This is a genomic window from Mucilaginibacter sp. P2_D11 (assembly GCF_056404435.1).
This window is the reverse complement of sequence record NZ_JBFUEA010000004.1, coordinates 1-14632: the sequence shown is the minus strand read 5'-3', so window position 1 is coordinate 14632 and position 14632 is coordinate 1. Positions and strand designations below refer to the sequence as shown.

The window sequence follows — 14632 nt, the reverse complement described above, 5'->3', positions numbered from 1 at the left end:
TTTGTAGACGCCCTTAACCTGCCCACCCCGAAATATTCTTCATTTTTTCTTTGCGCACTTTGCGTTTAGCCACAATGCTAATCCTCTGTGTCCTTTGCGGTTAAAAAAAGACGACTTCCCAATTTTAATTAATACTATAATTCCTGTGTAAAAACGCGGTTACTCAATTTTATTACGAGTTAATTGGTATAGTTTATGCACTATGGGTTGTGCCCATATAAATATTGCTTTTTACCCGCATAAATACCTTTTAAAAGGTCACGATGCATTTTTTTTTGGTCAAGAGGGCGCAATTGTATTACAAAAACAACATTTATCGGCACCAAACATCTACTATGAAAATCGCATATATATCTACCTATCCGCCCCGCGAATGCGGTATAGCTACCTTTAACCAGAACCTGATGCACGCCATCAATGCCAATTTTCCTAAAAGGAAAACTTTGCTCGAGGGCGGTTTCGTGGTGGCACTTAACGATTCTGAAAACCTGCAGGAATACGAATACCCCGAGGACGTAAAATATGTTATCCGCCAAAACCACCAAAAGGATTATATCCGCGCAGCAAATTATATCAATACCAGCGCAGTTGATGCCGTTATCCTGGAGCACGAATTTGGCATCTACGGCGGCGAAAGCGGCATCTACATCCTGCCGCTCATCAACCGGCTGGAGAAACCGCTGATATCTATCCTCCACACCATCTTAAAAGACCCCAGCTACGTACAGCGCATCATCATCCGCGAAATTGCCGAGCAATCGTCAAAAATCATCGTGATGAGCAAACGCGCGGTAGAATTTTTGGTTAATATTTACGATATCCCGGTAGAAAAAATACAGATCATAGAGCATGGCGTGCCCGATTTGGAAGCGCCTGAAGTAAACCCGGTTAAAAGCCTTACGCCCTTTAAAAACAAACGCGTGATGTTAACCTTCGGGTTGATAAGCCGCAACAAAGGTTTAGAAACCGTGATAAAAGCCTTGCCGAAAATAGTAGCCAAGCATCCTGATGTGATGTATGTGATCCTGGGCAACACCCACCCCGGCGTGGTAAAACACTCGGGAGAAGAATACCGCGACCACCTGAAAAGCCTCGCAGCGCAGCTAAAAGTGTCGCAGCACCTGGCCTTCATCAACAAATTCGTAGCCGAGGACGAACTGATAGATTACCTTACCGCCTGCGAGGTGTACGTAACCCCTTACCTTAACGAGGCGCAAATAACCAGCGGCACATTATCTTATGCTGTGGGTGCAGGTGCTGCAGTGGTATCAACCCCCTACTGGCATGCTACCGAGTTGCTGGCTAACGACCGTGGCCGTTTGTTCGATTTCAAGAACGCCGATGCACTGGCCGAAACCGTCATCGAATTGTTGGATGATGATGCCCTGTTGAACGAATTAAAAGAAAACGCCTACGAATATGGCCTGCACCTCCGCTGGCCGGTTACAGGTGCTGAATTTATCAGGGTAGCGCAGGAAGCTGCCGCCAAACACGATTTCAGCGATAAGATACTAAAGAACAGTATTGTAGACCCGGAAGTATTGCCAAAATTCAGCTTACAGCATGTACAGCGTTTAACCGATGATACCGGTATCGTTCAGCATGCCAAATATGGCATCCCGAATTTAAAAGAAGGCTATTGCGTAGATGATAACTCCCGTGCGCTGATTATGGCCCTGATGGCCTACCAGCGCAACGGCAGCCAGGAGGCCTTTAAGTTGCTGCCTATCTATCTAAGTTATATCCACTACATGCAAACCGAGGATGGCAACTTCCGTAACTTTTTGAGTTTCGACAGGCGGTACCTGGATGAAGTGGGTACCGAAGACTCCTTTGGCCGCACCATTTGGGCATTGGGCCATTTGATCAATTGTGCAGCCAGCAATTCGTATCGCGAGTTTGCGCTGGAACTGTTCCACCGTTCTTATCCTCATTTTAAAGCACTGCGATACCTGCGCGGTATGGCCAACACCATTATCGGCATTAGCCTTTACCTGCAGGCCTTCCCTACCGACGAGGGTATGGTAAGCGAATTAAAACGCATGACCCAGCCTTTGATAGATGCCTACGGCAACACCCGCAGCGACGATTGGGAGTGGTTTGAAGAAAGCATGACCTACGATAACGCCATATTACCTTTAGCTTTACTGCACAGCTGCGAAATAACCGGCGACGAGAAAGCCAAAAAAATCGCGCTCACCACCATGGCGTTCCTGGATAAGCTAACGTTATCTAACGGATACCTTAGCCCGGTGGGTAACGATGGCTGGTATCACCGCGGCGGCAAGTTCCCTGCGTTTGATCAGCAGGCTATAGAAACTATGGCCATGGTGCTGATGCATTTCCAGGCTTACCAGATTTTCCGCAAGCCCCAATACATCGAAAAAATGTTCCTGAGTTATAAATGGTTCCTGGGCGAAAATACGCTGCGTGCTCCATTGTACGACCACGAAACCAAGGGTTGCTGCGACGGCTTGCTGCCAACCGGCATTAACCGCAACCAGGGTGCCGAAAGTACGCTGGCTTACCTCATCTCCCATTTAACTGTGTTGAGAGCATTCGAGTTGGAATATGAGTACAACAAAATGGAAGAACATATCAAAGTTTGTTAAGTTGAGGGCCGCCATATTAGCACCCGTTGCCTGGCGCACGCCGCCCAGGCACTACGGGCCATGGGAACAAGTAGCATCTAACATTGCCGAAGGCCTTATAAAGCTGGGCGTAGAGGTAACGCTCTTCGCCACGGGCGATTCTGTCACCGCCGGCGAACTGGAAGCTATTTGCGAACGTGGTTACGAGGAAGACCGCACCCAGGATGCCAAGGTGCTGGAGTGCCTGCACATCAGTAACCTGATGGAGAAAGCGGATAAGTTCGATATCATACACAATAACTTCGATTTTTTACCGCTCACGTATTCCGCGTTGATAAAAACGCCGGTGATTACCACCATACATGGTTTTTCGTCGCCACGGATTATCCCCGTTTATAAAAAGTACAATGCAAAGGGGCATTACGTCTCCATCAGCAATGCCGACCGCAGTGCCGAACTGGAATACATTGCCACGGTGTATAACGGGCTGAATACGGAAGACTTTACCTTTACCGAAGTACCCGAGGATTATCTGCTATACTTTGGCCGAATCCACCATGATAAAGGCGCAGCCGAGGCGATACAGATAGCAAAAAAAGCAAAAAAGAAACTGCTGATTGCCGGCATTATACAGGATGAAAATTACTGGAAAGAAAAAGTTGAGCCATACCTGGATGAGCAGATACAATACATTGGTCATGCCGGTCCGGAGAAGCGCAACGAGCTTTTAGGCAAAGCCGCAGCCCTGTTGCACCCCATCAATTTTGCCGAACCGTTTGGCATGAGCGTAGCCGAGGCCATGCTTTGCGGTACACCGGTAATCGCGTTCAACAAAGGATCGATGCCCGAACTGATACAGCACGAACGAACCGGCTTTTTGGTTGAGTCCGTTGAAGAGGCTGTAGCTGCTGTAGAAAAATTAAACAGCGTCAGCAGGGAACGCTGCCGCGATTGGGCAGCTTCGCAATTTTCGGCAGAGAAGATGGCGTCGGATTACTTTAAGTTGTATCAGCAGATATTAGCTTAACATAGTAAAAGTCTTCGCTGCCGCGGGATTAGCGCAGCGTATCTCGTGGCGGGCATTGTGCAAGCTTCCAGCTTGCGTCAGCTGAAAGCTGACTCTGTGCACACCGCGGGCTGAAAGCCCGCGGCAGCGTCTATAGAACTTACACCACTTCGCTTTCCTTTTCCTTGTTTTTCAGGTCGGCAATATACTCTGATGGCAGTATGCCGTACTCCTCGCGGAACACCTTGGCAAAGTAGGCGGCATTGTTGAAACCCACCTCGTATGCCACATTGGCAATGCTTAGCTTGCTTTTTTCCAGCAGCTGCACGGCGCGTTTCAGGCGGATGGTACGGATGCAATCTACCGGGGTTTTGCCTGTAAGGGTGAGCAGCTTTTTGTAAAGCGATACCCTGCTTAAGTTAAGGTGCCGCGCCAGTTCTTCTACCGAAAAATTGAGGTTGGTGATATTCAGCTCGATGTACGCGAAGGCATTTTTCAGGAATTTATCATCCTCAGATACCACACTGATATCGTTGGCCTTTACCTCTATCTGTTTCTGATAGGTTTTCTTGAAGGTTTGCTGCATGCGCAGCGAGTTGTGTATTTTGCTCAGCAGTATCTCGAAGTTGAAAGGTTTTACGATGTAATCGTTGGCGCCGCTATCCAGGCCGGCCAGCTGGTCCTGCTCGGTGCCGAGGGCGGTCAGCAGCAATACGGGTATCTCGGCCGTGCGGTTATCAGCCTTTATCTTTTTGCACAATTCGATGCCATTCATTTCGGGCATACTGATGTCGCTTACAATCAGCTTAGGGTGCATAGCCAGGGCCTTCTGCCAGCCATCCTTTCCGTTCACGGCTTCTACAATGTGGAAGCTGTTCTTCAGGTTATCTTTCAGGTAAAACCGCAGATCATCGTTATCCTCTACCAATAAAATAGTAGGCTTGCGTGCCGAGCCGGGGCCGGTCGGTTCTGGGTCCTTCAGCATAGCAGGTACCGCTTCCTCTGGTTGCACCTCTACCACCGGCTGCACTTCCTCGCATTTTACGCCTATCGGCAGGTTGATGGTAAAGCAGCTACCGTAGTCGGGTTCGCTTTCCAGTTGTATGGTACCGCCCTGCATTTTCACGAATTCGCGGGTTATGGAGAGACCGATGCCACTACCCTGGTTCAACAAATTCTCGGGCAGGTCATCCTGGAAGAATCGTTCAAAAATTCGCTCCTGATTTTCTTTGGCTATGCCGATGCCTGTATCTATCACCTTTATTTCCAGCATGGTTTGTATCGGCCTGCTTTCATCGGGGCTTGCCAGGCTAAGCAATACGCTGATATGCCCGCCTGATGGCGTAAACTTAAACGCGTTGGAGAGTAGGTTGAATAGGATGCGTTCTATCTTATCATGGTCGAAATCGGTAACGTAGGCGCAAACTTCGCTCTCCACCAGAAACTGTATCTGCTTTTGGCTGGCCACGTCCTTAAATGATGAGCAAACCTCGTTGATGAACTGGATGATATCGCCCTTTTTCAGGCTCAACTTAAGTTCGTTGTACTCCATCTTACGGAAATCGAGCAGCTGGTTTACCAGGTTAAGCAGTCGCTTGCCGTTGCGTTTGATGGTGACCAGTTGGTTTTGCTGGTCGGTTTTCTCGGCACTTTTTATTAGGCTATCTATAGGCGATAAGATCAGCGACAGCGGCGTACGGAACTCATGGCTTACGTTGGTGAAGAATTTTATCTTCATCAAATCCAGCTGATGCATGCGGCGTGCCTCTTCGCGCTCCTGGGCTATCTTTCGCTCGGCCTCCATCTTAGCCTGGCGGGCGTCAAACTGCTGTTTTATTTTTTGAATGCCGCGGCGGCGTATCAACAGCAGACCACCCATCAGCACCACAAAATACCCTGCATAGGCCAGCGGCGATTTGAAGAACGGCGGCTTCACCGTGATATTGAGCGATATGGTATCATCGCCGCTTACAGCGTTTTGCGTGCGCACTTTAAATACATAGTCGGCACCATCCAGATTGGTGTAAGTTGCCTTGCGGTTGCCATCTGTAGCGGTTATCCAGTTTTTATCGAAACCCTCCAGCTTATACTCGAATTTTACCTTATCGGGGTTAAAGTAATCGCAGGCGGCAAACTCAATATCGAATACGTTTTGGCTGTGGGCAAGGGTAATCTCCTTGGTTTCGGATAGGGCCTTGGTAAGCACCACGCCGCCGTTTACAGTATCGCCAACCGTTACGTTTTTGTTGAACACGTGCAGATCGGTAAAGATGAGCCTTGGCTTGGGCTTAAAGGTGTTGACGATGTTTGGATCGAAGATGTTGAAGCCGTTTATCCCGCCAAAAACCAGCTCGCCGCTTTTCAGCCTCATGGCCGAGTACAGGTTGAATGCGCGGCCCTGCAAGCCATCCAGCTCGTTATAATTATTAAGGCGGAACTTGTATTTGCCATCAACCACGCTCAGCTCTATCTTGGCCAGGCCGTTAGTGGTGCTCACCCACATCTTGCCCTGCTTATCTTCGATGATGTTGCTTATGTTGTTGGCAGGCAGGTTTACGCCCTCTTCTATATTGAGGAAGTTATTGGTTTTGGTATCCAGTATGCTCAGGCCGTCTTTGGTGCCTATCCATATCAGCCCGCGTTTGTCTTGGGTAATGGCGTTAACATCATTGCCCACCAGGCTGTTAGCATTTTTGGGCTGCGCGGCGTAGTGGCGCACCTTGTTGGTTTTGTATTCTATCACGTCAACTCCTTTATCACGCCCTATCCATTTATTGCGGTCGCGGTCCTCGTAAACAAAGGCAGTGTACTCGGAGTGCATGGGGTATTTGGGGTGTTTGAAAGAGTTGGTCTTTGGGTCGAAAACGTTGAAGCCGCCCTGGAACGTACCTACCCACATTTCGCCTTTATAATCTTCTATGATGGTGTAAACGCGGTCGTCGGTGATGCTGGTGGGGTCTTTTTCGTTATGGCGGTAATGGGTAAACTTGCTGCCATCGTAGCAATCTAAACCCCCGAAGTAGGTGCCTATCCACAGTTTATTATTATGGTCGATATACAACTTCACGACGATATCGTTGGCCAGGCTGTTCGCATCCGCAGGGTTATGCCTGAAACTGGTATAAGTATTGGCTGTACGGTTAAAATATACCAGCCCGTTGCTGTTGGTACCTATCCACAGGTTGCCTTTAGCGTCTTCGGCAAAGGTGTTGATATCCTCATAGGGCATGCTCTTAGGATCGCTGGTAGAGTGCTTATACAGCGGGAACTGCATAACGCCGCTGTGGTAATAATTTACGCCCTGCTTAAAAGTACCCGCCCAAATGATGCCGCTGTTATCCTTATATAAATACAAGCTGTTACCGCTCAGTGATTTTGCATCGTCGGGCTTGCTCATTACATAGCTTACCGTGTTGGTTTTCGGGTCGATGATGTTGAGGCCGCCATGGTCGCTGCCGAGCCATATCTTGCCGTCATCGGCTTGTACCACGCTGTTTATCACATTGGAGTTTAACCGTGCCTGCGGTGTATCCCTATTGTAACGCGTTAGGGTATTGGTAACGGTATTGTAGCAAAACGCCCCTATGGGCGCACCATCCGAGCTTATCCACATGTTGCGATGGTTATCCATCATTAGTGTATAATTGCTCGGCCTGGCATCGATTGTTTTAGCAAAACCATCGTAGCTACGGGTAACCTTGTTGGCGCGGGTATCCAGTTCTTCTAATATGGCATCGTTATACAGCACCCACACCGAGTGCTGCCTGGTGGGCAGCACATCCATCACGTAATTGGAATGCAGTATGGCCGCCGAGTTGGATAGCGTGCTGTAAAAAAGCGTTGATTTGGTTGCCGGGTTGTAGCAATACAGGCCCGCGCGGTTGGTAACGAACCAAAACCGGCCATCCGCATCTGCACGCACATGTGTTATCTGGTTGGTAGGTACGTTGTAACGGGCTGCCTCGGCGGCAATATTGTTGGTGATTTTTTCGGTATGAGGGTCGTACACACTGATATTGTTATGGGTAAATACCCACATCTTATCGTCGGGGCCCTGGTCTATCCGCACCACGTGATTTTCGGAAAGGGAATTGGGGTTTTTGTTATCCCGCTTAAAAACCTTGAATTTGGAGCCGTCGTAACGGTTAAGGCCGGATGTAGTGCCGAACCAAACGAAACCCTTGCTATCCTTAAAAATGCAGTTTACCTGGTTATCAGATAATCCGTTGGTAATATCCAGGCGCGAGAATTCGTAATTATTTTTTTGAGCAAATGCACCCTGCTGCAATAAAATACACAGTACACAAAACACGTATAACTTTAATCTCATCGTAAATTATAATTGGCAATGGTAACGCTTCGGGGGGTATTTACCGTAGATAAAATTAAAGATTAATTGTCACAAGAACACTAATCGGAAGGATATATTTTTCAAAAAACGTACCATCAATCAGATTATCAACTCGTTAACATCAGCCACCCTTCTATAGACGGCTACACAGCATTTCTCCAAATTTTACGCTTAACTTTATGCTGTGAAGATTTTGATAGTAGAAGACGAGGCGGGCTTGCGCGATAGCATAGAAGCCTATTTTACAGGTGCCGACAGCATTTGCGAAACCGCGGCCGACTTTGCAGCGGCCCTGGCCAAGGTGAGCGTGTACCGCTACGACTGCGTTATTTTAGACCTCACCCTGCCGCATGGAAACGGCCTCGACATCGTTAAACACCTTAAGGATAACCGACATAACGACGGCATCCTTATCATATCGGCCAAAAATTCGCTGGATGACCGCCTCACCGGACTGGACCTGGGCGCCGATGATTACCTCACTAAACCTTTCCACCTGTCTGAACTGAAATCGCGCGTGGCGGCTATCGTACGGCGCAAAACCTTTAATGGCAACAACCTACTTAAGTACAACGAGATAGGTATAGACCTTGCTGCCAAAACCGTTACCGTACACGGGCAGCCGATAAAATTCACCCGTAAAGAGTACTCCCTGCTGCTTTATTTCATCGCCAACAAAGGCAAAGTAGTGTCAAAAAACGCCATTGCCGAACATCTTTGGGGCGATAATATCGACGTGGCCGATAACTTCGACTTTATTTACTCGCACATTAAAAATATCCGCAAAAAACTGGTGGAGGCCGGCGGCAACGATTATATACAAGCCGCCTATGGCATGGGTTACAAATTTGCCGGCGCATGAAACTGCTGAACAAATACAACCGCGTAAACATTGCCGTTACCATAGCCACCATGCTGGTCACCGGCATTATTTACTACTACGCCATCAGCCATATCTTAACCAACCGGATAGATAAAGACCTTGAGCTGGAAGAGCAGGAGGTTTTCAATTACGTAAGTCTGAACCAGGCCCTGCCAGAGGTGTACGAATCTAACCACCAGCAAATTACCTTTAAGCTGCTGGGCAACCAACAGGTTGAGCGGCGTTTTGTGGATACCGTTTATAAGGAAATTGACAAGAACGAACTGGAGGCGGGCCGCGCGCTCATTAGCATGGTGAAAGTAAAGGGGCAAAACTACCGCATACTGGTAACCCAATCAAAGGTAGAGACGGAGTACCTCATCAAAATCATCTTCCAGATAACCATCGTAGTGATATTTGTTCTGCTGGTGCTTCTTACTTTGTTAAACCGGTTCATCCTCAAAAGCATCTGGCAGCCATTTTACCGCGTGCTGGCCCAGCTTAAAGGTTTCAACGTAGCCGATACGGTGACGGTAAACAACACACCATCGGGCATTGACGAGTTTAATGAGTTGGACCAGGCCGTGACAGCCATGGCCGGCCGCGTAAAGCACGATTACCAAAACCTGAAAGCCTTTACTGAGAACGCCTCGCACGAGTTGATGACACCCATCTCGGTTATCAACTCAAAGCTGGATACCCTGTTGCAAACAGATGCATACACCGATAGGCAAAGCAAGCTGTTAAACGATATCTACGGCACCGTGGCACGACTTACCCGGCTCAATAAATCGATGCTGCTGCTGGCCAAGATAGAGAATGGCCTAATTGGTGCCGATGAGCAGGTAGATATCAAAGCTATCATAGAAGAAAGCCTTTACCAGCAGGAGGATGTTATACAGAGCAAAAACATCAGCCTGATAACCAACCTCGAAGAAATGCAGGTAAAAGCCAGCAGGTTGCTGATGGAGGTGTTGTTGAATAATTTGATCAGCAACGCCATCAGGCACAATTACCCCGGCGGCGAGATTGCCATTACCTTGCAGGCCAGGCAAATAACCATTGCCAATACCGGCAAAACCATTTTCGATATTAACGAGGTGCTCAAAAGATTCCATAAATCAACAGATTCTGAGGGTATCGGGCTGGGCCTTACCATTTGCAAGCAGATATGCGATAACTACGGCTTTACGCTGCAATACAACCTCGTCAACGAAAGGCATGTTTTTTCGGTAGGGTTTTGATATGAGCATAGCGATGAGGTTGAAAGCTATCGCCATTCCTCCACTCCTGGGTCTAAAAAACACCGGTACAATCAAACTCCATTTATTACGTTAGCTGATTATATTTGCGCCAATGCTACCAATGATAAAAAAGCCCCTCTTGCTGCTGTTAGCGGTATTTGCGATGGCAAGCGCCAAAGCGCAAACCGCCGAAGAAGTTTATAACCATTACCTGGATTTCAACCTGGCCCGGGTAGATGGCGTACAAGGCAATGCGATACAACTTGGCGAAAACCTGATTCCGGACACCGCGAAGCTGCCCGCCAAAGCACGCATCAACTTCTTTTACTCGATGGGGAAGTTGTATGAGGATGATGCGCAAACGGTGAGGGCGAAGCAGTTTTATGAAAAGGTGGCCGCCGCCGTTCCCGACTACTATGTGGCGCAGCGCGCATTGGGCTATATTTATGCCAAAGAAGCCGAAAGCTTTGCCGATAAGCTGAACGCAACAGCAAACAACCCTACCGAAAACAAGAAAGTGATGGCCTTGTACACCGCCGCAGCTAAAAAGGCTATCCCTTACCTGGAAAAAGCGCAAGCCTGCGACCCTGATGACGATACACTTACCCGCATCAACATCCTCCTAAAAAACACAAAAGATACCGCCGGATTGGCCGGTTTAAAGGCTAAACTGGCCGCCCTATCCAAAAACTGCATCGACCTGCTCGAGGATAAATAAGCCTAGAACACCAGTGGCTTGCCCTGCCTTGGGTAAATGAGGTTCATTTGCCGTTTGTTGGCATAGTTGAGCTGGGTTTTTATTTTGTTGATGCTCCTATAAGGTGGCTTCAGGTGCGTTATCACCACGTTCAATCCTTTTAACGTGGTGCCGGATAGTTGCGCAAGCACGTCCATCTCGCTCATCAACAGCCGGGGGGTAAGGTGGCCGAAAAGGCTTTTATCGGGCTGGTCGCTGGGGTAGCTTACTTCTATCATCAGGGCCTTTAACTTACCTGAAGCCACAAGCGGAGCAACGGCTTCCCACAGTTTATGCAGGTTCTGGCTCTTTTCTATCTCGTCGGCACCGGTATCGCCCAGATATAAAATGTAGTTATCCTTACTGCGCAGCAAAAAAGCGGTGCTGGTAAGGTTAGCGTGGCTCAGCGGGAAGGCCTGCACCTGCATATTGGTATTATCCACCTGGCTTTCGGTGCCGGGCAGCAGGGGGCTATAATGATACTTTTTTAGTTGTGGCTTGCCGCCATCGTCGGCAAAATTGGCCCAGCTATCCCAGGTAAAATAGTGGGTTTTGATGGTTTCGATGGTGCTGGCCAATCCGTAAATGTTTTTGGTGCTGTCCTCGGGCGAGTTGATGATGAGCCCTGCCAGATGATCCAGATGGGCATGCGAAATAAAATATCCTTTGATGTATTGCTTCAACACCTTATCGCCCCGCACATCAAATGCTTTATTTTCGATAGCTTTTTCTATCCCTGCGTGCAGGGTGCCGGCATCCATGCATACGTAATTATCCGAACCGAGGGGGGCCACCATATAGGCGGATAGATTGCTTTCGTCTATCCCGCCAAGCACGCCCAAAGGTACTATGCGGAATGATCCGGCATCGGTGTTTGTTGCCGCTGTTACAGGCGTGGATTTATGCCTCGCTTTGTGTTTTCGTTGTGCAAATACAAACGCAGGTAACAACAACAGAAAACCAATGGCTAATAATTTACGGTGCAGCATAGGGGAATTGTTTTCTCAAAAATAAACATCCGGCGCAATAACCGAATTATTTTATAAACGCAATTTGCGTGAAAAACTTTTACTTTGCCTTTGTTATGAAAACGAGCCAGATAGCCGCCAAAGCGGTAGTACGTGTATTTTTTATTTTGTTGCTACTTGCGCTCATCCCCTTTTTACAGGGTGATACCGCCAAATGGCAGCACCTTTACCTCGCACCAAAGCATCTTTATATGCTGGCCTTCCCCATTTTGCTGATATTGGGTTTTATTACGCTGTTGGTGCTTTGCTCCATTAAAAAATACAGCAAGGCAGATCTCAACTGGCTACTGGTTATCAACACATTGGTGCTCATAGCTTATGCGGCCACATTGTATGCCAGCGTTTACAGGCTGGCGCAATAAGCGGCTTACTCTGTTTTCATTTCTTTTTGGGCACTTTTTTTGTCCTCATAATCGCCGCCGAGGAGGTAGCCCCATGGTTTCAGCGCCTCTATCCTATCAAAGATTATCTTGAAGATGGCGATGATGGGGATAGACAGGAACATGCCCGATAGCCCCCACAGCATTTCGCCCAATATGATTCCGATGAAGGTAATAAGCGCATTAAGCCGCACTTTAGAGCCTACAACAGCAGGCAGCAGGAAGTTGGCATCCAGCGCATGGATGGCCACTACACACACGCCCACGGTAAATGTATCGCTTATTGTACCCGTGGCAAAAGTAATGACCACGCTTAGCAGCAAAGCCGTAAAAATACCCAGGTAGGGGATGATGTTGAACAGGCCGACAATAAGCCCAAGCAGTGCTGCGTATTTGATGCCGATTATCCAAAAGGCCGTAATAGCCACCGCGGCTACAATAACCATCTCTAACAGCAGCCCGAAGATGTATTGCCGCAATATCTTCTGCACGTTCTCGGCAATATCTACCACAACATGCGAGTTATCGTCGCGAAAAACGGATATCACGAACCTGAACAGCAAACGCCTGTAAAACAGGATAAAAAACGTAAACACCATGATGAATACGTAAAAGAGCATCAGCGATGATATGGCCCCGAAAGTAGTCTCCAGCACCGCGCCGCCCGATGCCATTATCTTACGGGCTGTATTATCTACGTAGCTCATTTGCTGGGTCGCGTCTATTTTAAAGGTATAATGTACCCATTCCTGCAGGCCGTCTACAGATTGTTCCACCTGTTTTTTCAGCATGGGCCAATCATTGTTAAGATTGGATATCTGCGCACCTACCAAATACAGTATGCCACCCACGAAACTCACCAGTAGTATTATTGATAGAAAAGACGACGCGCTACGCGGCAGCCTTAGTTTCTTCTCTAAAAAATTCGACACCGGCAATAACAGTACCGCGAAGAGGAAGCCGAAGATGAGCGGGTCTACCAAATCTTTTGCAAGTATAAGCAGGTAGCCTAATACGCAGAAACCGATTAATATAAGGGCCAGCCGCTCGTAAAATGGTGCTATTATCTTTTTAGTGGGCATACAAAGGGATATGTGTTTTTATCATGTTGAACATAGTTAAAAAAGCCGAACAAATGTTTTAAGCAAGCCAAATTTTCGCATCAATTTTAAATGCGCCCAAAACCTCGGGTTATTTGCTTAACTAACGCTTTTGAAACAGTGGTATTACTTTGTTCTTTTTGAGCAAATGCCTAATTTCAGCTAAATTTCACAACCATGCTTAACGGACCAAACCCCGGTATGCGCTACCCTATGGAGCCGTATCAAAATCTCGTATTCTTAAAAAACTTCATTACACGCCCCAATATCATCGTGGGCGATTATACTTATTACGACGATTTTAAGGATCCGCTAAACTTTGAGAAGAACGTGATTTACCACTTCGACTTTATTGGCGATAAGCTCATCATCGGTAATTTTTGCGCGATAGCATCAGGCGTAAAATTCATCATGAACGGGGCTAACCATGAGAGTGCACCTATCTCCACCTTTCCGTTCGCCATCTTCCGCAACGGCTGGGAAAAGATAAACGACAGTGCCCATCCTACCGGTAAATTCCCTTATAAAGGCGATACGGTAGTAGGCAACGATGTTTGGATAGGCTACGAGGCCACCATTATGCCCGGCATTACCATTGGCGATGGGGCGGTCATCGCTTCCAAAGCTGTGGTAACCAAAGATGTCGCGCCCTACACCATTGTAGGCGGCAACCCTGCAAAGCTCATCCGCAGACGGTTTGAGGATGCCGATGCCGCCCGCCTGCAAAAAATAGCCTGGTGGCACTGGAGCGCCGAAAAAATAACCGAACACCTGCTGCTCATCAACTCGGGCGACATCGACACGCTTGAGAAAGCCGCCGTATAAAACTGGCAAAAATTTTGCATTGGTTTTAGTATTAATTAAAAACATACACATCATGGCAAAATATTCTGAAAAAGCGGGCGAAAAGGTTGAGAAAACCATGCATGAGATGAAAGAGGGCAAGCTAAAAAGCGGCAGTGGCAAAAAGGTTACCAGCAAAAAACAAGCCGTGGCCATCGGTTTATCCGAGGCCCGCAAAGAGGGCGCAAAAGTGCCGAAGAAAAAAGATTAGATTAGATTATAATAGAAAAAGGCCCGTGGATGGCACGAATGGTCGGAAGAAATTCCGGCCATTTTTTATGTTTTAAAAAAGAGGCCTGGATCACCGCCGCATTGTATAACGATCAGAGCGATTGCCAAGTCTCTGACTTCCATAGCAAATCGTCTTTTGGAAGTTTTATAGCCCTGTTTATTCCCTTTTTTGTAGATCAACACCAGCATACTGGTTATCAATGTCATATATAACATAACCTGCAGTCCATTTTGATTAAGGGAAACCAGGTGAGATACGT

Annotated in this window: 11 protein-coding genes and 1 pseudogene; 8 read left to right on the top strand and 4 right to left on the bottom strand. The window is 47.7% G+C overall.

Going from position 1 to position 14632, the window contains the following annotated elements:
- The first annotated feature begins 335 nt into the window (after window positions 1-335).
- On the top strand, window positions 336-2612 hold the full coding sequence (locus AC1DXC_RS06750) for a glycosyltransferase family 4 protein (RefSeq protein ID WP_477458378.1): 2277 nt from the start codon (window positions 336-338) through the stop codon (window positions 2610-2612).
- Window positions 2572-3618 carry a glycosyltransferase family 4 protein gene (locus tag AC1DXC_RS06745; RefSeq protein ID WP_477458377.1) on the top strand — a complete coding sequence of 349 codons (1047 nt, stop codon included), beginning with the start codon at window positions 2572-2574 and terminating at the stop codon, window positions 3616-3618. Before AC1DXC_RS06750 ends, AC1DXC_RS06745 begins: the two co-directional genes overlap by 41 nt.
- Before the next feature lie 139 nt (window positions 3619-3757).
- Here the strand turns inward: AC1DXC_RS06745 and AC1DXC_RS06740 are convergent, their stop codons facing one another.
- Complete coding sequence (locus tag AC1DXC_RS06740) at window positions 3758-7927, bottom strand: two-component regulator propeller domain-containing protein (protein WP_477458376.1); 4170 nt, start codon at window positions 7925-7927, stop codon at window positions 3758-3760.
- Window positions 7928-8132: 205 nt separating this feature from the next.
- Here AC1DXC_RS06740 and AC1DXC_RS06735 point away from each other — a divergent pair, with 205 nt between their 5' ends.
- From AC1DXC_RS06735 to AC1DXC_RS06725, 3 genes are all read left to right on the top strand, one after another.
- Window positions 8133-8810 (top strand): response regulator transcription factor, encoded by a 678-nt coding sequence (locus tag AC1DXC_RS06735; protein ID WP_477458375.1) that lies wholly within the window; start codon window positions 8133-8135, stop codon window positions 8808-8810.
- Window positions 8807-10054, top strand: a complete 1248-nt coding sequence (locus tag AC1DXC_RS06730; RefSeq protein WP_477458374.1) for a sensor histidine kinase — start codon at window positions 8807-8809, stop codon at window positions 10052-10054. Before AC1DXC_RS06735 ends, AC1DXC_RS06730 begins: the two co-directional genes overlap by 4 nt.
- Window positions 10055-10175: 121 nt before the next feature.
- Window positions 10176-10772: a hypothetical protein gene (locus tag AC1DXC_RS06725; protein WP_477458373.1), complete on the top strand. Its 597-nt coding sequence runs from the start codon at window positions 10176-10178 to the stop codon at window positions 10770-10772.
- 2 nt (window positions 10773-10774) lie between these two features.
- Here the strand turns inward: AC1DXC_RS06725 and AC1DXC_RS06720 are convergent, their stop codons facing one another.
- The gene (locus AC1DXC_RS06720; RefSeq protein WP_477458372.1) at window positions 10775-11779 is read right to left on the bottom strand and encodes an MBL fold metallo-hydrolase; all 1005 of its coding nucleotides are present in this window, start codon (window positions 11777-11779) and stop codon (window positions 10775-10777) included.
- Between the two features lie 95 nt (window positions 11780-11874).
- Between AC1DXC_RS06720 and AC1DXC_RS06715 the strand changes: the two genes are divergently transcribed.
- Complete coding sequence (locus AC1DXC_RS06715) at window positions 11875-12180, top strand: hypothetical protein (protein ID WP_477458371.1); 306 nt, start codon at window positions 11875-11877, stop codon at window positions 12178-12180.
- 5 nt (window positions 12181-12185) lie between these two features.
- On the opposite strand, the gene AC1DXC_RS06710 is transcribed toward AC1DXC_RS06715, so the two are convergent.
- Complete coding sequence (locus AC1DXC_RS06710; RefSeq protein WP_477458370.1) at window positions 12186-13280, bottom strand: AI-2E family transporter; 1095 nt, start codon at window positions 13278-13280, stop codon at window positions 12186-12188.
- Window positions 13281-13475: 195 nt separating this feature from the next.
- On the opposite strand from AC1DXC_RS06710, the gene AC1DXC_RS06705 reads away from it, so the two are divergent.
- Window positions 13476-14123, top strand: a complete 648-nt coding sequence (locus AC1DXC_RS06705; RefSeq protein ID WP_477458369.1) for a CatB-related O-acetyltransferase — start codon at window positions 13476-13478, stop codon at window positions 14121-14123.
- Window positions 14124-14175: 52 nt separating this feature from the next.
- Window positions 14176-14352: a DUF6496 domain-containing protein gene (locus AC1DXC_RS06700; protein WP_294794781.1), complete on the top strand. Its 177-nt coding sequence runs from the start codon at window positions 14176-14178 to the stop codon at window positions 14350-14352.
- Window positions 14353-14417: 65 nt separating this feature from the next.
- Here the strand turns inward: AC1DXC_RS06700 and AC1DXC_RS06695 are convergent.
- Window positions 14418-14632: pseudogene (locus AC1DXC_RS06695) on the bottom strand (IS4 family transposase); the annotation flags it as partial.

Bases quoted from the DNA above. Each gene is read 5' to 3' on its own strand.
- AC1DXC_RS06750 (WP_477458378.1), top strand. From the start codon at position 336: ATGAAAATCGCATATATATCTACCTATCCGCCCCGCGAATGCGGTATA.
- AC1DXC_RS06745 (WP_477458377.1), top strand. From the start codon at position 2,572: ATGAGTACAACAAAATGGAAGAACATATCAAAGTTTGTTAAGTTGAGG.
- AC1DXC_RS06740 (WP_477458376.1), bottom strand. From the start codon at position 7,927: ATGAGATTAAAGTTATACGTGTTTTGTGTACTGTGTATTTTATTGCAG.
- AC1DXC_RS06730 (WP_477458374.1), top strand. From the start codon at position 8,807: ATGAAACTGCTGAACAAATACAACCGCGTAAACATTGCCGTTACCATA.
- AC1DXC_RS06725 (WP_477458373.1), top strand. From the start codon at position 10,176: ATGATAAAAAAGCCCCTCTTGCTGCTGTTAGCGGTATTTGCGATGGCA.
- AC1DXC_RS06720 (WP_477458372.1), bottom strand. From the start codon at position 11,779: ATGCTGCACCGTAAATTATTAGCCATTGGTTTTCTGTTGTTGTTACCT.
- AC1DXC_RS06715 (WP_477458371.1), top strand. From the start codon at position 11,875: ATGAAAACGAGCCAGATAGCCGCCAAAGCGGTAGTACGTGTATTTTTT.
- AC1DXC_RS06710 (WP_477458370.1), bottom strand. From the start codon at position 13,280: ATGCCCACTAAAAAGATAATAGCACCATTTTACGAGCGGCTGGCCCTT.
- AC1DXC_RS06705 (WP_477458369.1), top strand. From the start codon at position 13,476: ATGCTTAACGGACCAAACCCCGGTATGCGCTACCCTATGGAGCCGTAT.
- AC1DXC_RS06700 (WP_294794781.1), top strand. From the start codon at position 14,176: ATGGCAAAATATTCTGAAAAAGCGGGCGAAAAGGTTGAGAAAACCATG.